This window comes from Pseudomonas quasicaspiana (assembly GCF_021147825.1).
Lineage (GTDB): Bacteria > Pseudomonadota > Gammaproteobacteria > Pseudomonadales > Pseudomonadaceae > Aquipseudomonas > Aquipseudomonas quasicaspiana.
In genome coordinates, this window is the sequence record NZ_JAGTPI010000058.1 from 21,181 (window position 1) to 39,020 (window position 17,840).

General features: G+C 57.1%; 16 protein-coding genes. 7 read left to right on the top strand and 9 right to left on the bottom strand.

Annotated elements, in window-relative coordinates:
* Positions 1 to 76: 76 nt before the first annotated feature.
* From acnD to KDX30_RS24200, 4 genes are all read right to left on the bottom strand, one after another.
* Positions 77 to 2,668 carry a Fe/S-dependent 2-methylisocitrate dehydratase AcnD gene (gene acnD / locus KDX30_RS24185; RefSeq protein ID WP_231677694.1) on the bottom strand — a complete coding sequence of 864 codons (2,592 nt, stop codon included), beginning with the start codon at positions 2,666 to 2,668 and terminating at the stop codon, positions 77 to 79.
* A gap of 250 nt (positions 2,669 to 2,918) precedes the next feature.
* Complete coding sequence (gene prpC, locus KDX30_RS24190) at positions 2,919 to 4,046, bottom strand: bifunctional 2-methylcitrate synthase/citrate synthase (RefSeq protein ID WP_231677695.1); 1,128 nt, start codon at positions 4,044 to 4,046, stop codon at positions 2,919 to 2,921.
* 141 nt (positions 4,047 to 4,187) lie between these two features.
* The gene (gene prpB, locus KDX30_RS24195; RefSeq protein ID WP_231677696.1) at positions 4,188 to 5,081 is read right to left on the bottom strand and encodes a methylisocitrate lyase; all 894 of its coding nucleotides are present in this window, start codon (positions 5,079 to 5,081) and stop codon (positions 4,188 to 4,190) included.
* A complete protein-coding gene (locus KDX30_RS24200) occupies positions 5,081 to 5,806 on the bottom strand; it encodes a GntR family transcriptional regulator (RefSeq protein ID WP_122397582.1) in 726 nt (241 codons plus the stop codon). Before KDX30_RS24200 ends, prpB begins: the two co-directional genes overlap by 1 nt.
* Positions 5,807 to 6,129: 323 nt before the next feature.
* Here KDX30_RS24200 and rloA point away from each other — a divergent pair, with 323 nt between their 5' ends.
* The 5 genes from rloA (at position 6,130) to KDX30_RS24225 (ending at position 11,634) form a co-directional block, all read left to right on the top strand.
* Positions 6,130 to 6,666: a retropepsin-like aspartic peptidase RloA gene (gene rloA / locus KDX30_RS24205; RefSeq protein WP_027902243.1), complete on the top strand. Its 537-nt coding sequence runs from the start codon at positions 6,130 to 6,132 to the stop codon at positions 6,664 to 6,666.
* A gap of 4 nt (positions 6,667 to 6,670) precedes the next feature.
* The gene (gene rloB / locus KDX30_RS24210) at positions 6,671 to 8,224 is read left to right on the top strand and encodes an osmotic stress tolerance membrane protein RloB (RefSeq protein WP_231667884.1); all 1,554 of its coding nucleotides are present in this window, start codon (positions 6,671 to 6,673) and stop codon (positions 8,222 to 8,224) included.
* Positions 8,224 to 9,201, top strand: coding sequence for an alpha-L-glutamate ligase-like protein (locus KDX30_RS24215; RefSeq protein ID WP_164706056.1), 978 nt, complete (start codon positions 8,224 to 8,226; stop codon positions 9,199 to 9,201). The genes rloB and KDX30_RS24215 overlap by 1 nt, the downstream gene beginning before the upstream one ends.
* 115 nt (positions 9,202 to 9,316) lie before the next feature.
* A complete protein-coding gene (gene pabB, locus KDX30_RS24220) occupies positions 9,317 to 10,669 on the top strand; it encodes an aminodeoxychorismate synthase component I (RefSeq protein ID WP_231677697.1) in 1,353 nt (450 codons plus the stop codon).
* A gap of 230 nt (positions 10,670 to 10,899) precedes the next feature.
* Positions 10,900 to 11,634 (top strand): phosphoadenylyl-sulfate reductase, encoded by a 735-nt coding sequence (locus tag KDX30_RS24225; protein WP_027902239.1) that lies wholly within the window; start codon positions 10,900 to 10,902, stop codon positions 11,632 to 11,634.
* Between the two features lie 293 nt (positions 11,635 to 11,927).
* Here the strand turns inward: KDX30_RS24225 and cysB are convergent, their stop codons facing one another.
* The 4 genes from cysB to KDX30_RS24245 all read right to left on the bottom strand — a co-directional run bounded on the left by cysB (position 11,928) and on the right by KDX30_RS24245 (position 14,991).
* On the bottom strand, positions 11,928 to 12,902 hold the full coding sequence (gene cysB / locus KDX30_RS24230) for an HTH-type transcriptional regulator CysB (protein WP_087265080.1): 975 nt from the start codon (positions 12,900 to 12,902) through the stop codon (positions 11,928 to 11,930).
* Between the two features lie 121 nt (positions 12,903 to 13,023).
* On the bottom strand, positions 13,024 to 13,536 hold the full coding sequence (locus KDX30_RS24235; RefSeq protein ID WP_027902237.1) for a universal stress protein: 513 nt from the start codon (positions 13,534 to 13,536) through the stop codon (positions 13,024 to 13,026).
* Positions 13,537 to 13,663: 127 nt separating this feature from the next.
* Positions 13,664 to 14,629, bottom strand: coding sequence for a putative 2-dehydropantoate 2-reductase (locus tag KDX30_RS24240; RefSeq protein ID WP_231677698.1), 966 nt, complete (start codon positions 14,627 to 14,629; stop codon positions 13,664 to 13,666).
* 23 nt (positions 14,630 to 14,652) lie between these two features.
* Complete coding sequence (locus tag KDX30_RS24245; protein ID WP_049827144.1) at positions 14,653 to 14,991, bottom strand: thioredoxin family protein; 339 nt, start codon at positions 14,989 to 14,991, stop codon at positions 14,653 to 14,655.
* Positions 14,992 to 15,234: 243 nt separating this feature from the next.
* Between KDX30_RS24245 and KDX30_RS24250 the strand changes: the two genes are divergently transcribed.
* On the top strand, positions 15,235 to 16,311 hold the full coding sequence (locus KDX30_RS24250) for a 3-deoxy-7-phosphoheptulonate synthase (protein WP_027902234.1): 1,077 nt from the start codon (positions 15,235 to 15,237) through the stop codon (positions 16,309 to 16,311).
* A gap of 96 nt (positions 16,312 to 16,407) precedes the next feature.
* Here KDX30_RS24250 and KDX30_RS24255 read toward each other — a convergent pair whose 3' ends face one another.
* Positions 16,408 to 16,689 (bottom strand): GNAT family N-acetyltransferase, encoded by a 282-nt coding sequence (locus KDX30_RS24255; RefSeq protein WP_027902233.1) that lies wholly within the window; start codon positions 16,687 to 16,689, stop codon positions 16,408 to 16,410.
* Between the two features lie 566 nt (positions 16,690 to 17,255).
* Between KDX30_RS24255 and KDX30_RS24260 the strand changes: the two genes are divergently transcribed.
* On the top strand, positions 17,256 to 17,507 hold the full coding sequence (locus tag KDX30_RS24260; RefSeq protein ID WP_027902232.1) for an Lpp/OprI family alanine-zipper lipoprotein: 252 nt from the start codon (positions 17,256 to 17,258) through the stop codon (positions 17,505 to 17,507).
* Positions 17,508 to 17,840: the final 333 nt, after the last annotated feature.

Here is a 17,840-nt window from a genome sequence, read left to right on the forward strand (position 1 = left end):
TGATCGTCGGAATGCCGCCCAGACCAAGCTCAGCTCCCACAATTGATCTGATTCCAAATCAAGATATGGGCGATCTTCAGGCTGTAGCCGCCTCAAGAAAATCCTGCGCAAAACGCTGCAAAACCCCACCTGCTTCGTAGATCGACACCTCTTCAGCCGTATCAAGACGGCAGGTCACCGGCACCTCCACTCGCTCACCATTCTTGCGATGGATCACCAGCGTCAAGGTGCTGCGGGGAATACGTTCGCCGATCACGTCGTAGGTTTCGCTGCCATCAATGCTCAGCGTATGGCGATCGACACCCGGCTTGAACTCCAGCGGCAGAACGCCCATACCCACCAGATTGGTGCGGTGTATGCGCTCGAAACCTTCGGCGGCGATGGCCTCGACACCGGCCAGCCGCACACCTTTGGCCGCCCAGTCACGAGAGGAGCCCTGGCCGTAATCTGCGCCCGCAATAATAATCAGCGGCTGCTTGCGCTCCATGTAGGTTTCAATCGCCTCCCACATTCGCGTGACCTGACCTTCCGGCTCGATACGTGCCAGCGAGCCCTGCTTGACCTTGCCGTCGATCAGCACCATTTCGTTGATCAGCTTGGGGTTGGCGAAGGTCGCACGCTGCGCGGTCAAATGGTCGCCCCTATGCGTCGCGTACGAGTTGAAGTCCTCTTCCGGCAGGCCCATTTTCGCCAGATATTCCCCGGCAGCGCTGTCGAGCATGATCGCGTTGGACGGTGACAAGTGATCAGTGGTGATGTTGTCGCCGAGCACGGCCAGCGGACGCATGCCTTTCAATGGACGAGCCCCCGCCAGCGCGCCCTCCCAATAAGGCGGACGTCGAATGTAAGTGCTTGGCGCGCGCCAGTCGTATAGTGGTTTGACCCGTTCACCGTCGTCAGCCTTGATCTCGAACATCGGAATGTAGACCTGACGAAACTGGTCGGGCTTGACGCTGGCTTTGACCACTGCGTCAATTTCCTCATCGCTGGGCCAGATGTCTTTCAGCGTGACCGGGGTACCCGCTTTGTCGATGCCCAGCACATCCTTCTCGATATCGAAACGAATGGTGCCCGCAATCGCATAGGCCACCACCAGGGGCGGTGACGCCAGGAAGGCCTGCTTGGCATAAGGATGAATGCGCCCGTCAAAGTTGCGGTTACCGGACAATACCGCCGTGGCGTATAAATCGCGATCGATGACTTCCTGCTGAATGACCGGATCCAGCGCGCCGCTCATGCCGTTGCAGGTGGTGCAGGCAAAACCGACGATGCCAAAGCCCAAGGCTTCCAGCTCCGGCAGCAGATTGGCTTCTTCAAGGTACAACTGCACCGCCTTCGAGCCTGGCGCCAGAGACGATTTGACCCAGGGTTTGCGGGTCAGGCCAGCGGCATTGGCGTTACGCGCCAACAAGCCCGCAGCGATCACGTTGCGTGGGTTGCTGGTGTTGGTGCAACTGGTGATTGCCGCGATGATCACCGCGCCGTCGGGCATCAGGCCCGGCTCGTTTTCTACGACGCCAGAAATTCCCAGCGCGGCCAATTCGGAAGTTGGCACCCGGCGATGAGGGTTGGAGGGTCCAGCGATATTGCGTACGACGCTGGACAGGTCGAATTTCAGCACCCGCTCGTACTCGGCGGTTTTCAGACTGTCGGCCCACAGACCAGTCTGTTTAGCGTAGGTTTCGACCAGCCTGACTTGCTCGGGATCGCGCCCGGTCAGGGTCAGGTAATCCAGGGTTTGCTGATCGATGTAGAACATCGCCGCAGTCGCGCCGAATTCAGGCGTCATATTGGAGATAGTCGCCCGATCGCCCAAGGTCAGTGCATTAGCGCCGTCTCCGAAAAACTCCAGGTAAGAAGACACGACTTTTTCGGCCCGCAGAAACTCGGTCACGGCCAGCACGATGTCGGTTGCGGTAATGCCGGGCTGACGTTTGCCCACCAGTTCAACGCCAATGATGTCTGGCAGGCGCATCCACGACGCCCGGCCGAGCATGACGCTCTCGGCTTCAAGCCCGCCGACGCCAATGGCGATCACACCCAGCGCGTCCACATGAGGCGTATGACTGTCGGTACCGACTAATGTGTCCGGAAATGCCACGCCCTCCAGTGCATGCACCACAGGCGACATTCGCTCCAGATTGATCTGGTGCATGATGCCGTTGCCAGGCGGGATCACATCGACATTCTTGAAGGCTTTTTTGGTCCAGTTGATGAAGTGAAAACGGTCTTCGTTGCGGCGATCTTCAATCGCCCGGTTACGTTCGAAGGCGTCAGGCTCGAAACCGCCATGCTCAACCGCCAGAGAATGGTCGACAATCAACTGCGTCGGCACCACCGGATTGACCAGTGCTGGATCGCCACCTTGTAGAGCGATGGCGTCGCGCAGGCCGGCCAGGTCAACCAGCGCCGTCTGGCCAAGTATGTCATGACACACCACACGGGCCGGAAACCACGGGAAGTCCAGGTCACGCTTGCGCTCGATCAACTGTTCCAGAGATGCGCTCAGGGTTGCCGGATCGCAGCGCCGCACCAGATTTTCCGCCAGCACTCGCGAGGTATAGGGTAAGCCGTCGTAAGCGCCGGGTTTGATGGCATCGACTGCTTCACGGGCATCGAAGTAGTCCAGTGAGGTGCCGGGCAAGGGTTTGCGGTGTTCTGAATTCATGGCGCTGGGCCTCAATCACGGGAAATTCAAGAAAATGGCGGGTAGCGTGTAAGTGGCAGCACACACATCCCGCTCTGTAGAAGCTCTTTCAAACAAATGCAAAATTCAAATTGAACCCGATCCTGTAGGAGCTCACCGAGGTTACGAGGCCAGCGATAGCGGTGTGTCAGACAAATCGCCATCGCTGGCCTCGTAACCTCGGTGAGCTCCTACAGGTTCAATGTTTGTGTCAGCAACAAAAGGGTTCTGGTCAGCGTTTTTCGATGCTCACAAAACTGCGCTGCTCCACGCCGACATACTCGGCGCTGGGTCGGATGATGCGGTTGTTGGCTCGCTGTTCGAACACGTGCGCCGCCCAGCCAGTCAGGCGTGAGCAGACGAAAATCGGCGTAAACAGTTTGGTCGGGATGCCCATGAAGTGGTACGCCGAGGCATGGTAGAAGTCGGCGTTGGGAAACAGTTTTTTCTGCTCCCACATGGTTTTGTCGATGGCTTCAGACACTGGGTACAACACGGTGTCGCCCGCTTCATCGGCGAGCTTTTTCGCCCAACCCTTGATCACTTCATTACGCGGATCCGACTCTTTATAGATCGCGTGACCAAAGCCCATGATTTTGTCTTTGCGCTCCAGCATGCCAAGGGTGCCTTTGATGGCGTCTTCGGCAGAGTCAAAACGCTGAATCATCTCCATGGCCGCTTCATTGGCGCCGCCGTGCAACGGACCGCGCAACGTGCCAATCGCCGCCGTGATGCACGAGAAAAGATCGGACAGGGTCGAGGCACAGACCCGCGCCGTGAAGGTCGACGCATTGAATTCATGCTCTGCATAGAGGATCAGCGAAACATCCATGACCTTTTGATGCAGGTCACTGGGTTTCTTGTCCAGCAACAGATGCAGGAAATGCGCGCCAATGGAGTCCTCGTCGGTCACGCAATCGATGCGTTTGCCGTCGTGACTGAAGCGATACCAGTAACACATGATCGCCGGGAAAGCAGCGAGCAGGCGGTCGGTTGAATGGCGCTGATGCTCGAAGCCGGTTTCCGGCTCCAGCGTGCCCAGCATCGACGCGCCAGTGCGCATGACGTCCATTGGGTGGGTATCTGCGGGGATCCGCTCGAGGACCTCTTTCAACGCTGGCGGCAGGTCACGGAGCTTTTTCAGCTTCGCCAGATAAACCTCCAGTTGCGCCTGAGTCGGTAGCTCGCCATACAACAACAGATAGGCAACTTCTTCAAAACGCGCTTCGGCAGCCAGCTCTTTTACGTCATAGCCCCGGTAGGTCAAACCGGCACCGGTCTGGCCCACGGTAGACAAAGCAGTCTGCCCGGCAACCTGACCACGCAGGCCCGCGCCGCTTAATACTTTTGCTTCAGCCATTGCTCTCTCCAATTTTGGATTTTTTAGGGATTTGGCAATTCGTTGAGAACTCAGAGCTCCCGGTAGGAGCCAACTTGTTGGCGAGGCGGTGTCAGACCCGACGCTTCGCCAACAAGTTGGCTCCTACCGGGTGGTCGCGCCTTACCCTTTCTTCTGCGCAAACAGCGCATCCAGCTTCTGCTCGAAGGTGTGGTAATCAATTGCGTCGTAAAGCTCCATGCGGGTCTGCATGGTGTCGACCACATTTTTCTGGCTGCCATCCCGGCGAATCGCGCCGTAGACATTTTCCGCCGCCTTGTTCATGGCGCGGAATGCCGATAAAGGATAGAGCACCAGGGACACATCAGCGCTGCGCAGCTCTTCCACGGTGAACAGCGGCGTGGCGCCAAACTCGGTGATGTTGGCCAGAATCGGTGCTTTGACCCGCGAGGCGAACAGCTTGTACATGTCCAGCTCGGTGATGGCTTCGGGGAAGACCATGTCGGCACCCGCTTCGATGCACGCAGCCGCACGCTCAAGGGCCGATTCCAGGCCTTCAACCGCCAGCGCGTCTGTGCGGGCCATGATCACGAAGCTGTCATCGGTGCGGGCATCCACGGCCGCTCTGATGCGATCGACCATTTCCTGCTGGGTCACGATTTCTTTATTCGGACGATGGCCGCAGCGCTTGGCACCCACCTGATCCTCAATGTGAATCGCCGCCGCGCCGAACTTGATCATCGAGCGCACGGTGCGGGCCACGTTGAAGGCCGACGAACCAAAACCGGTATCCACGTCTACCAGCAAAGGCAAATCGCAGACATCGGTGATACGGCGTACGTCAGTCAGGACGTCATCCAGGCCGGTGATACCCAGATCAGGAATGCCCAGAGAGCCCGCCGCCACACCGCCACCCGACAGGTAGATCGCCTTGAACCCGGCGCGCTTGGCCAGCAACGCATGGTTGGCATTGATCGCGCCGACCACTTGCAGCGGATGCTCGCTGGCAACCGCATCACGAAAACGTTGACCAGGAGTGGTTTTATTGGAATTCATTATTCACCTCGGGTTGGGGCAGGCTGTTGCAGGGAACACTGCTCTAGATAGTGCCGCTCGATATTGCGTTTGGAGGCGCCGATGTGGCGGCGCATCAACAGTTCGGCCAGCTCGCCGTCACGGTCGGCGATGGCGTCGAGAATGCGATGGTGTTCGGCGAAGGCTTGACGAGGCCGGTTGGGCGTTGCGGAGAACTGGATGCGGTACATACGCACCAGTTGATAAAGATCGCCGCAGAGCATTTGCGTCAGGGTTTTATTGCCGCTGCCCTGGATGATCCGGTAATGGAAATCGAAATCCCCTTCCTGCTGGTAATAACCGACTCCGGCCTGAAACGCGGCATCACGCTCATGGGTTTCAAGCACGCGGCGCAAGTCATCGATTTCCTCCGCAGTCATGCGCTCGGCCGCCAGACGGCAGGCCATGCCCTCGAGGGATTCGCGGATTTCGTAAAGTTCGATCAGTTCGGCATGACTGAGGGAAACCACACGGGCACCCACATGCGGCACCCGCACCAGCAGCCGTTGACCTTCCAGACGATGAATGGCCTCACGCAAAGGGCCACGACTGATGCCGTAAGTGCGCGCCAGTTCAGGCTCGGAAATCTTGCTGCCGGGGGCGATCTCACCTTTGATGATGGCGGACTGAATGCGACGGAAGACGTTTTCGGAAAGGGTTTCCGAGTCTTCGCTCACTGGAGCAGCGCTTGCGGCCGAATCCAACATTGTCGACACCATATGAATTATTTCAGCTAAAAGTAGCTATAGATCATCCACCAGTCAAAGAAAACCTTGAGAGTGTCGACAATATCTTTACAGCACACTAGTTTGTGGGAGCTGGGCTTGCCCGCGATAAGGGCACCAAAAGATCCAGGTATTGCGGTTGCCTTATCGCGGGCAAGCCAGGCTCCCACAGGATCATCGCAGTGAGCGAGACGCACCTTCATGCTAGAATGCCGCCCCGACTGATCGTCAGTAATAGCACTGCGCCAGCCAACAAACGACTCAAGGGCGATGTCCGGATGACAGCCCTCAATGTGCCAGGATTTATGACACTCAAAGCCCTCCCCGCCCTGCTCTGCCTTCTTCTGCTATCAATCAACGGCATGGCAGCCGACAAGACCGTTTATGGTCTGAACGAATACGCTCAGCTCAACGATATCGACCTGCAAGTTGCCGCCAAACTCGACACCGGCGCCAAGACTGCTTCACTGAGCGCTCGGGACATTAAACATTTCAAACGCAATGGCGAGACCTGGGTGCGCTTCTATCTGGCGATCGATGATGCCCATGCGCACCCCATCGAGCGGCCGCTGGCAAGGGTCAGCAAGATCAAGCGACGAGCCGATGATTACGATGCGGATGAGGAAAAAAAGTACACGGCGCGCCCGGTGATCAGCCTTGATGTGTGCATGGGTGCATCTTTACGCACCATTGAAGTGAACTTGACGGACAGAAGTGCTTTCCAATATCCGCTTTTGATCGGCTCCGAGGCTCTAAAACGCTTTGATGCGCTGGTCGACCCAAGCCTTAAGTACGCAGCGGGCAAGCCTGGCTGTGAAATTACTGCTCAAACCACCGAGTAAACCCATGCGTTCTTTGACTTTGCATCTGAAAATCCTGATCGGCGTCCTGGTGACCCTGGGAATCGCGATCACGGCCTATCAGATTCTGGCGCTCGGCATCCCCATGACTGAGGATGAAACCGACGATTTGTGGAATATCGACGCCAAGGTCGAATTCGTAGCCAACAACAATAAGGACTCGGTGAAGGTCCAGATGTTCGTACCGCCACTGGCGCGTGACTTCATCAGCCTCAACGAAAGCTTCATTTCCAATAATTACGGCGTCAGCGTCAACCGGGTCGATGGCAATCGCAAAGTCACCTGGTCAGCACGTCGCGCCACTGGCAACCAGACACTTTATTACCGCCTGGTGCTGACCAAGCGCTATAGCGGCGAAAGGCTAAAGACCAAAGGTCCGATCTTCCGTGACAGCATTCCTGTCGAAGGTCCGGAAAAAATCGCTGCCGAAGCACTGCTCGCGCCCATCCGCCAACACTCGGCCGACGTTGAAACCTTCATCACTGAAGCCATCAAGCGGGTCAACAACCTGAAGGATGACAACGTCAAGCTGCTGCTGGCGGGTGATACCTCCAGCACCAACAAAGCACGCATTACCGAATTGCTGCTGTCCATTGCCCACGTACCGATGGAAAAGGTCCACACCATTCGCCTCGTGGCTGACCAGCCGCAAAGCCCGGAACTCTGGCTGCGCAGCTTCAACGGCAAGGACTGGCTGTATTTCAACCCGGACACCGGCGAAAAAGGCCTGCCTGATGACCGTCTGCTGTGGTGGACCGGCGACGACAATCTGATCAGCGTCGAGGGTGGCAAAAAGGCCCTGGTCACGTTCAGCCTCAACAACAGCGAGATGAACGCGATTCGCCTGGCACAGCTGACCGATGCCAGCACTGACGCCGACTTCCTCGAATACTCGTTGTATGGCCTGCCGCTGGAAACCCAGCAGACCTTCATGATCATGGTCATGATCCCGATCGGCGTGCTGGTCATTCTGGTCCTGCGCAACCTCATCGGCCTGCAGACCCTCGGTACATTTACCCCGGTACTGATCGCTCTGGCGTTCAGGGAAACCCAGCTTGGCTTCGGCATCATCCTGTTCACGGTAATCACCGCGCTCGGCCTGTCGTTACGCTCTTATCTGGAACATTTGAAGCTGCAAATGCTGCCCCGCCTGTCAGTGGTCCTGACATTCGTGGTGGTGCTGATTGCAGCCATCAGCGTGCTCAGCCACAAACTGGGTCTGGAGCGCGGCCTTTCAGTGGCACTGTTCCCGATGGTGATTCTGACCATGACCATTGAACGCCTGTCGATCACCTGGGAAGAGCGCGGTGGCGGCCATGCCATGAAAGTTGCTATCGGCACGCTGTTCGCGGCCTCCCTGGCGCACATCATCATGAGCGTGCCAGCGCTGATCTATTTCGTCTTCACCTTCCCGGCAGTGCTGCTGATTCTGGTGGGTTTCATGCTGGCCATGGGTCGCTATCGCGGTTATCGCCTGACTGAACTGGTTCGCTTCAAAGCCTTCCTCAAGGAAGAATCCAAGCAAGAAGAAGCCAAATGATCGGCTGGTGGAAAACCTGGAAGGCGCTGGAAGCCCGGGGCATCATGGGCATCAACCGACGCAACGCCGACTACGTGCTCAAGTACAACAAGCGCAGTCTGTATCCGATTGTCGATGACAAAATCATCACCAAGGAACGAGCCATTGCCGCGGGCATCAACGTGCCCGAAATGTACGGGGTTATTTCCACCGAGAAGGAAATCGAAAAACTCGACGAGATCATTGGCGGCCGCAGCGACTTTGTGATCAAGCCTGCCCAGGGCGCTGGCGGCGATGGCATTCTGGTGATCGCCGATCGTTTCGAGGGTCGCTACCGCACTGTCTCCGGGCGCATCGTCAGCCACTCGGAGATCGAGCATCAGGTGTCGAGCATCCTTACCGGGCTCTACTCGCTGGGCGGCCATCGGGATCGGGCGCTGATCGAATACCGCGTCACTCCGGATCAGATTTTCAAAAGCATCAGCTACGAGGGCGTGCCGGATATACGCATCATCGTGCTGATGGGCTATCCGGTCATGGCCATGCTGCGCCTGCCCACCCGGCAGTCCGGGGGCAAGGCCAACCTGCACCAGGGCGCGATTGGCGTCGGTGTCGATCTGGCTACAGGAATAACCCTGCGTGGCACCTGGCTGAACAACATCATTACCAAACACCCGGACACCACCAATGCCGTGGATGGCGTTCAATTGCCCAATTGGGACGGCTTCATGAAGCTGGCCGCCGAGTGCTACGAGCTGTGCGGCCTGGGCTACATCGGCGTCGACATGGTGCTGGATCAGGAGCAAGGACCACTGATTCTCGAACTCAACGCCCGCCCAGGCCTGAATATCCAGATCGCCAACGACTGCGGCCTGACGCACCGGACCCAGGCAGTTGAAGCGCGACTGGAGCAATTGGCTCTCAATGGCGAACAGGAAACACCGGAGCAGCGCGTACAGTTTGTTCAGGAGCTGTTTGGTCACGTGCAGGTGCCCTGAGCACTCAGCCACTCCGTAACGACACTCGTAACAGCCCAATTACGACGCCCCCCCTAGGAGCGATCCCGACGGAGGACTACAATCCCCGTCCCGCGCTCCGAACTGACACCCTCGAATGCCTGACTGCTTACTTTATTCGCTGCCTTATCGCGCCGACCCAGCGGATTATTTCCAACGCATCCTTCACGCCCCGGGCGCCATTCTTCTCGACAGCGGCAGGCCGACTGCCGACCGCGGCCGCTACGACCTGCTCAGCGCCTGGCCCGTGCAAACATTCGTGCCGGACAGCGCAGAAACCGGCAGCGGATTTTTCCAGCGCTTGCGTGATGGCTTGAACGCCCTCGGCCAGGCGCAGTCGCCAGCCGACTGTGAGTTGCCATTCGCAGGCGGTTTGATCGGTTACCTCAGTTATGACTTCGGTCGCCGCCTGGAAACACAATCCGGCGCTGCGCTTGATGACCTGCTACTTCCCGACGCACGACTGGGGCTCTATGCCTGGGCATTGATCAGCGATCATCAACAGCAGACCAGCCAACTGGTGTTTCACCCGTCGCTTGCAGACGCCGAGCGACAACGGCTGATTGCGCTGTTCAGCGCTCAGCACGCATCCGAGCCGAACCTCTTCGCCCTCGTCGGCCAGTTCGAGACCTCAATCAGTGCCAGCGCTTACCGTGAAGCCTTTGAACGCATCCAGGCCTACATCCACGCAGGCGACTGCTATCAGGTGAATCTGACTCAGCGCTTCCAGGCCCGCTACGAAGGCGACCCGTGGGCGGCTTACTGCGCGTTGCGGCAGGCCTGCCCTACCCCGTTTTCCGGTTATCAGGCACTGCCAGATGGCGACGCGGTACTGAGCCTTTCGCCTGAACGCTTCGTCAAGGTCAGCCAGGGCCACGTCGAGACCCGGCCCATTAAAGGCACCCGCCCCCGGAGCACAAATACTGCCGAAGACCAGGCCTATGCGCAGGAACTCCTGTCCAGCACCAAGGATCGTGCGGAAAACCTGATGATTGTCGACCTGCTACGCAACGATCTGGGGCGCAGCTGCCGTATTGGCTCAGTGAAAGTGCCGGAACTGTTCAGCCTGGAGAGCTACCCCAACGTGCACCACTTGGTCAGCAGCGTGGTGGGTGAGCTGGCAGACCATCACGACGCGCTGGACTTGATCGCAGGCAGCTTTCCTGGTGGCTCCATCACCGGCGCGCCAAAAATTCGCGCCATGCAGATCATTGATGAACTGGAACCTACCCGCCGCGGCCTGTACTGCGGTTCATTGCTGTATCTCGACGTGCGTGGCGAGATGGACAGCTCCATCGCGATTCGCAGTCTGCTGGCAAGGGACGGCAAGATATCCTGCTGGGCCGGTGGCGGAATCGTTGCGGATTCCGATTGCGAGGCCGAGTATCAGGAGTCGTTTACCAAGGTCCGGGTTTTGCTGGATACGCTGGAAAAAATGATGCCTCTTTAATCCTGTAGGAGCTGCCGAAGGCTGCGATGGAGGTATGTCAGGATGAATGCTTCGCAGCCTTCGGCAGCTCCTACGAAATGCATCTACACGTGTAAATCGCGATTCGACGCCACGATGAATTCTCCGTTCGATGCCGTAAACGGCGAGATGAACCGGCCAACCCGTCGAAAGATTTTGTTAACATTCGCGTCATTACGAGCGCCTAAGCGCCATATTTAGGAAACCGCCTGATGAGCACACCCTTCGATGTCGCCGAACTCGCCGCGACCTACGCCAACAAGTCGGCACAGGACATCCTCAAACTGGCCTTCCAGCATTTCGGTGACGAGCTGTGGATTTCGTTCAGCGGCGCCGAGGATGTGGTGCTGGTGGACATGGCCTGGAAACTGAACAAGAACGTCAAAGTCTTCAGCCTGGACACCGGTCGCCTGCACCCGGAAACCTATCGCTTCATCGAACAGGTCCGTGAGCACTACAAGATCGATATCGAAATCATGACCCCTGATCAGCAAAAGCTCGAACCTTTCGTCAAAGAGAAAGGCTTGTTCAGCTTTTATCGGGACGGTCACGGCGAATGCTGCGGCGTGCGCAAGATCGAACCACTGCGCCGCAAACTGTCGGGCGTGAAAGCCTGGGCCACCGGTCAACGTCGCGACCAGAGCCCTGGCACTCGCAGCCAGGTTGCAGCACTGGAAATCGACAGCGCGTTCTCCACCCCGGAGCGCACCCTGTACAAGTTCAACCCGTTGGCACAGATGAGCAGTGAAGAAATCTGGGGTTATATCCGCATGCTGGAACTGCCATACAACAGCCTGCACGAGCGTGGTTTCATCAGTATTGGCTGCGAACCGTGCACGCGTCCGGTACTGCCGAACCAGCACGAGCGCGAAGGTCGCTGGTGGTGGGAGGAAGCCACGCAGAAGGAATGCGGGCTGCACTCGGGGAATCTGATCGCGAAGGTGTGACGATAATCCGTCGGGTAATTACATAACCTGTGCAGACTGTGTGAAAACGTAGCGAGCGACGGCAAGACAAGGCAAAAACAGGCGAAAAAGCGGAGTCTAGGTGTTCTAAATGAGCATTTTTCGCCTGTTTTTAACGCAGTATTGCCGAGCGCAGTAGTTTTCACACAGTCTGTGTGGGAGCGAATTCATTCGCGAAGAGGCCAATGCTCCAGATGAAGATCCGTCATCGGGGCCACCGTCTTCGCGAATAAATTCGCTCCCACAAGGATCATTCATCCCTCAAAGCTTACCGATCAATGCACCGGCAATTCAACGCCGTCAAACAGCTCCTCCAGCTCCTGCTTGTTGTGGCACTGGATCGCTTTCGCCATGACTTCGCGGGTCAGGTGCGGCGCGAACTTCTCGATGAAGTCGCACATGAAGCCACGCAGGAAGGTGCCGCGACGGAAACCGATCTTGGTCACGCTCGACTCAAACAGATCGCTGGCATCCAGCATCACCAGATCGCTGTCCAGCTTGGTGTCGACCGCCATTTTCGCAACGATGCCTACACCCAGCCCCAGACGTACGTAAGTCTTGATCACGTCGGCGTCGGCAGCGGTGAACACCACCTTTGGCGTCAGGCCGCGATGGCTGAACGCTTCATCCAGTTTTGAACGACCGGTGAAACCGAACACGTACGTCACTATCGGATACTCAGCCAGCACTTCAAGGGTCAGCTTCGGCACTTTGGTCAGCGGGTGACCATGAGGCACCACGACGCAACGGTTCCAGCGGTAGCAAGGCATCATCACCAGATCACCGAACAACTCCAGCGCCTCAGTGGCGATGGCGAAATCGACGGTGCCGTCAGCGGCCATTTCCGCGATCTGCATTGGCGACCCCTGATGCATGTGCAGCGACACGTCCGGGTATTGCTTGATGAAATTGCTGATCACCGGCGGCAGCGCATAACGTGCCTGAGTGTGAGTTGTTGCAATGGACAGCGTGCCTTTCTTCTCATTGGAGAATTCCTGGGCAATCTGCTTGATGCTTTCAACCTTGCGCAGGATCTCGCCTGCGGTGGTGATAATGCGCTCGCCGGCCGGAGTTACACGGGTCAAATGCTTGCCACTGCGAGCGAAAACTTCTACGCCCAGCTCATCTTCGAGCAAGCGGATCTGCTTGCTGATACCAGGCTGAGAGGTATACAGACTCTGAGCCGTCGCTGAAACGTTGAGGTCGTGGTGCGCCACTTCCCAGATGTAGCGCAGTTGTTGAAGCTTCATATGAATCCCTCAAAGCAGGAAGACGCCAAGGGCATCAGCGACGGTATATAACTGGATTAATGGTAGTAACGACAAAGCTAGAACTTTTTATCACCTTTGCGCGATAAAGGCACGCTCGATTTTATTCGACCGGACCATTCAATCTGCGCACGCTTTGAGTACAACCCGGCACCATATACACCGGCACCTGCGAAAGCTGCAGAACCCGCGCTGCAGTGCGACCGATCGGCGTGGTGGGCTCTGCCCCACGACAATGGCTGCCGACGATCACCAGATCGACCTTGAGCTCTTCAGCCTGTCCCAGAATCACATCGCACGGATCACCCTGAACCACCCGCACGGTGCTGATCAGCGCCAGATCCTGATGATCTTCGCCCAACTCTTCACGAAAACCATCAAGCACTCTCTGCTCAATACCTTCCATGACTGAACTCAACCCCTGACTGCGCAGATCCTTCAACGCGTCCTCATCCAGATAGCTCTGTAGTACCGATTCGGCAAACGACCCGAAGGGCTCCACCACATGCACCACATAGAGCTCGGCCTTGAATGTTCGAGCCAGTGCCAGCGCGTGCTGCATAACATAAGGCGCGTACAGACCGAGGTCTGTGGCATAAAGCATCGAACGAATCATGTACGACCTCCCGGACAGCCAGAATGGCGGAGATGGAATCAGCTTAGCAGCGCCCCAAGGAGTGTGGCGGCAATTACCTGCGAGCCGTTTAGGTCATAGGCTTCACTGGCGGCGGACGCCGCGAGCCCTATGTGATCCGGTTGTTACGCGCGTCGAGAAACGCAAGCGCCTGGTACAGCATTCGCACATGCGGCATATCACATCCCGCCTGCGTTGCAGCCCTTAAAGGCTGGATATAGATGGCGTCGAGCTCCAGCGGACGTTGTTCTTTGTAGTCCAGATACATGCTGGGTTGATAATCCGGCATCTTCTCGGTCATGGCGAACAGATGATGGGCATAGCCCTCAGGCAACACATAACCGCAGGCCTCGGCCCCCCGCACGACCTCATCCATTAATGTCAGGATCAACGCCCGGGTATGCGAGTCCGTCATCAGTGCTTCAGTCCCGGCCTGCAACAACGCGGATAAACCGTTGTACGGAATATTCCAGACCAGCTTCTGCCAGCGCGCCTGCTGAAGATTGACCATGGCCTGGGAATCCAGACCCGCTGCATGAAACAACCCCGCACCTTGCTCGACGATGGCCTGGCGAGCGGCCGCGTCGGCAGCCGGCCCGCTGTGATACCCCAGATTGACGCCACCCAGCGCCTGATGAACCACCTTGCCAGGGCCAGAGCGATGTACACAGATGAAACACAAACCGCCCAGCAGGTGCAGCGAATCAGGAAGCCCGGCTCGCAGGCTGTCTTCCACCGCGAGACCATTCTGCAGGACCAGCACCCTGGCTCCCGGGGCGGCAGCCTGAAGGATCGCGGGTGTCAGCGCCGCATTGCTGGTGGATTTGGCGCCGATCAGCAACCAATCGCATGGCGGCATATCAGCTGCAGAGGAATAGGCCTGAACCGGATTGAGCACCAGCTCTCCATGCACTGCGCTCTTTACACACAGCCCATCCCGCACCACCGCATCGAATTCACTGCGCAGCAGAAAGTGCACATCGAACCCTGCCTTTGCCAGCATGACACCGTAAAAGCCTCCGATAGCACCCGTGCCGATAATGCCGATCCGTGGCCGCTTCAGCTCATGACTCATATGACTCTCCTGTTCAAAACCGTTCAGGGCAATTCATCAGGCTGCCGCGCCAAGGCTTCCACTATTGCCTGGCGCAGGCTGGCCTCGGTCAATGACGCACGCAATGCCCCATAAAATTGCCCGTCACGAATGACGAATAACGCGGGCAAATGAAACACTTCATAACGCGTGACCGCCCCGCCGCTTTCGGCCGCGTCGATCCAGCATATTCGCTCCAGAGCAAGATCCAGAGTCGGTAACTGCTGCCGGGCATAACGACAACTCGCGCAACCGACGCTGGTGAATATCAGCAACGAAGTGCCAGGTAACTGCAGTAATTGCTGGTCGACATCAAAGTCGCTGAGTTCTAGCTGATTCAACATAGCCTCCCGGATCAAGATGGACACTATCCTTGCCTGCCCGATGCGGTGCAAATAGTGGCATTCCACGCCCGGCTGGCCAAACTGACTAAAAACCACCTCCAGGGCTCGATAAAGCGGCGTTTGCCCATTGTATCGGCAAGGCCTAACGCGCTAAGGTTCGGTCCCCCGTTTCGCTCAATCATGCCTGGCTTCGCCCCACGGGGTTCGTTGGCGGCCGGCATACGCGACCTGATGAGTAGCACGATGGCTGATTTACCGATTGACGACCTCAACGTTTCCTCCAACGAGACACTGATCACACCGGATCAGCTCAAGCGCGAAATCCCGCTGACCGCCGCCGCACTGAAAACAGTGAGCAAGGGCCGCGAAGTAGTCCGCGATATTCTCGATGGCAAGGATCACCGCCTGTTCATCGTGATCGGGCCGTGCTCGATTCATGACATCAAGGCAGCACACGAATACGCCGAACGCCTCAAGGCACTGGCCGCAGAGGTTTCCGACACGCTGTATCTGGTGATGCGCGTCTACTTCGAGAAGCCGCGCACCACCGTGGGCTGGAAAGGTCTGATCAACGATCCGTACCTGGACGACTCATTCAAGATTCAGGACGGTCTCCATATCGGCCGTCAATTGCTGCTGGACCTGGCCGAAATGGGCCTGCCGACAGCCACCGAAGCCCTTGACCCGATCTCCCCGCAGTACCTGCAGGACCTGATCAGCTGGTCGGCCATCGGCGCACGGACCACCGAATCCCAGACTCACCGGGAAATGGCCTCTGGCCTTTCCTCGGCAGTGGGCTTCAAGAATGGCACCGACGGCGGCCTGACCGTCGCAATCAATGCCCTGCAATCGGTTTCCAGCCCGCACCGTTTCCTGGGGATCAACCAGGAAGGTGGCGTGTCCATCGTGACCACCAAAGGCAATGCCTATGGTCACGTGGTATTGCGCGGCGGCAACGGCAAACCCAACTATGATTCGGTGAGCGTTGCGCTGTGTGAGCAGGCGCTGAACAAGGCGAAGATCAAACCGAACATCATGGTGGATTGCAGCCACGCCAACTCCAACAAAGATCCTGCCCTGCAACCGCTGGTCATGGAAAACGTTGCCAACCAGATTCTGGAAGGCAACCAGTCGATCATCGGCCTGATGGTCGAAAGTCATCTGAACTGGGGCTGTCAGGCGATTCCCAAGGATTTGTCCGAGCTGCAATACGGCGTATCCGTGACCGATGCCTGCATCGACTGGGAAAGCACCGAAAAAACCTTGCGCAGCATGCATGCCAAGCTCAAGGACGTACTGCCGAAACGCCAACGCGGCTGATAAGCAGCAGAAACGAAAACGCCGAGCATATGCTCGGCGTTTTTCATGGTGCTATCGGGTTACAACAACTGTCGGCGATACCGACTGAACCCTGACTCAGATCTTTGCCGCCTGACGCTGATTGCGCTCCATGTAGCGCTCTACATAAGAGCATGACGGAATGACCGTATACCCGATGCTGTCGGCGTAATCGAGCGCCTGTTCGGTCAGTGCAGCAGCAATGCCTCGACCACGCAGGGCATTGGGGACGAAGGTCCGATAGATATCCAGAGTCTGCTTACCCAGGTCCATATAGGTCAGGTAGGCACGGTGACCGTCGATGTTGATTTCAAACTGGTGACCGGTCTCATCATGGTGGATGGACAGCGCCTCGCTCATCACTACTCCTCGCGGGTCTTGGAATTTGACCCCTACCTTACCGATGTTTTTCCGGCGAAGGAACATCTACGCCACCCTGTGCCTGTTTTGGACACCGAGAAGAGCTTTGCTGATCCCAACAAAAGAGCACCTGCAAATAGTAGGCGTCATTGGGGAATATGCTCAAGCGAATCGACCGCAAAAAGCAGCGACCGAATATCTGATTGAGCGAAGCGTTGAACTGAACATTGCCGGAGCTTGTCGATTGAGACGCCGGGGTGAATTGAAAGTCACCTCGACATGAGCTAAACAGATACATGTTCCTCATATACCTGCGGTACTCAGGAGTGCTGGACTGCGACTCTGAAGCCCATGGGCATAGGGTTACGTGTACGCGTGCAGCGGCTGGATATTTTTTATACAAAACACATGAGAAGTAAGGCGGAACACTTTCAAAGCAGAGAAAATCTCGGGCTTCTTGCGCTTCGTCAGTTTACTTACTACAAACAGTGGGTACTATGTACGCCGGTCATTTTCTCATTTTCGAGAGATGACTAATTTGAAAAAATTCCTTGAAGGGGAACACAATGAACAACGCTCTGAAATTCTCTGCTCTGGCTCTGGCAGCAGTTCTGGCTACCGGTTGCAGCAGCGTATCCAAAGAAACCGAAGCTCGCCTGACCGCTACCGAAGACGCAGCTGCTCGTTCGCAAGCTCGCGCTGACGAAGCTTATCGCAAAGCTGACGAAGCTCTGGCTGCTGCTCAGAAAGCTCAGCAAACTGCTGACGAAGCCAACGAGCGCGCTCTGCGTATGTTGGACAAGGCTAGCCGCAAGTAATAATCCCTTCGGGATTGTTGTTGCAAGAAAGCCGATCTGGTTATCCGGGTCGGCTTTTTTATTGGCTGTTTTTTGATTGTGGTTTGTGGTTGGTGGTTGGTGGATTGTGGATTGTGGATTGTGGATTGTGTGAGCATATCCGTTATTAGGTAACGGCTGATATTGGTTGCGCTTTTACAGCGCCTCACTTTTGAACAGCGCAAAAGTAAGCAAAACGCTCTTGCCCCACCACTTGGCACCTCGCTGTCGCTCGGTGTACCCGCCCGCAGATCTGAAACCGTGGGCCGCCGCAACGGGCCATCCATGGCCCAATGCGGCTAACCCGGCGTCCTG

Excerpts from the sequence above, each read along its gene's own strand:
- rloA (WP_027902243.1), top strand. The coding sequence starts at position 6,130 with ATGACACTCAAAGCCCTCCCCGCCCTGCTCTGCCTTCTTCTGCTATCA.
- KDX30_RS24250 (WP_027902234.1), top strand. The coding sequence starts at position 15,235 with ATGGCTGATTTACCGATTGACGACCTCAACGTTTCCTCCAACGAGACA.
- rloB (WP_231667884.1), top strand. The coding sequence starts at position 6,671 with ATGCGTTCTTTGACTTTGCATCTGAAAATCCTGATCGGCGTCCTGGTG.
- prpB (WP_231677696.1), bottom strand. The coding sequence starts at position 5,081 with ATGAATTCCAATAAAACCACTCCTGGTCAACGTTTTCGTGATGCGGTT.
- KDX30_RS24225 (WP_027902239.1), top strand. The coding sequence starts at position 10,900 with ATGAGCACACCCTTCGATGTCGCCGAACTCGCCGCGACCTACGCCAAC.
- KDX30_RS24255 (WP_027902233.1), bottom strand. The coding sequence starts at position 16,689 with ATGAGCGAGGCGCTGTCCATCCACCATGATGAGACCGGTCACCAGTTT.
- KDX30_RS24260 (WP_027902232.1), top strand. The coding sequence starts at position 17,256 with ATGAACAACGCTCTGAAATTCTCTGCTCTGGCTCTGGCAGCAGTTCTG.
- KDX30_RS24200 (WP_122397582.1), bottom strand. The coding sequence starts at position 5,806 with ATGTTGGATTCGGCCGCAAGCGCTGCTCCAGTGAGCGAAGACTCGGAA.
- KDX30_RS24235 (WP_027902237.1), bottom strand. The coding sequence starts at position 13,536 with ATGATTCGTTCGATGCTTTATGCCACAGACCTCGGTCTGTACGCGCCT.
- prpC (WP_231677695.1), bottom strand. The coding sequence starts at position 4,046 with ATGGCTGAAGCAAAAGTATTAAGCGGCGCGGGCCTGCGTGGTCAGGTT.
- pabB (WP_231677697.1), top strand. The coding sequence starts at position 9,317 with ATGCCTGACTGCTTACTTTATTCGCTGCCTTATCGCGCCGACCCAGCG.
- acnD (WP_231677694.1), bottom strand. The coding sequence starts at position 2,668 with ATGAATTCAGAACACCGCAAACCCTTGCCCGGCACCTCACTGGACTAC.
- cysB (WP_087265080.1), bottom strand. The coding sequence starts at position 12,902 with ATGAAGCTTCAACAACTGCGCTACATCTGGGAAGTGGCGCACCACGAC.
- KDX30_RS24245 (WP_049827144.1), bottom strand. The coding sequence starts at position 14,991 with ATGTTGAATCAGCTAGAACTCAGCGACTTTGATGTCGACCAGCAATTA.
- KDX30_RS24240 (WP_231677698.1), bottom strand. The coding sequence starts at position 14,629 with ATGAGTCATGAGCTGAAGCGGCCACGGATCGGCATTATCGGCACGGGT.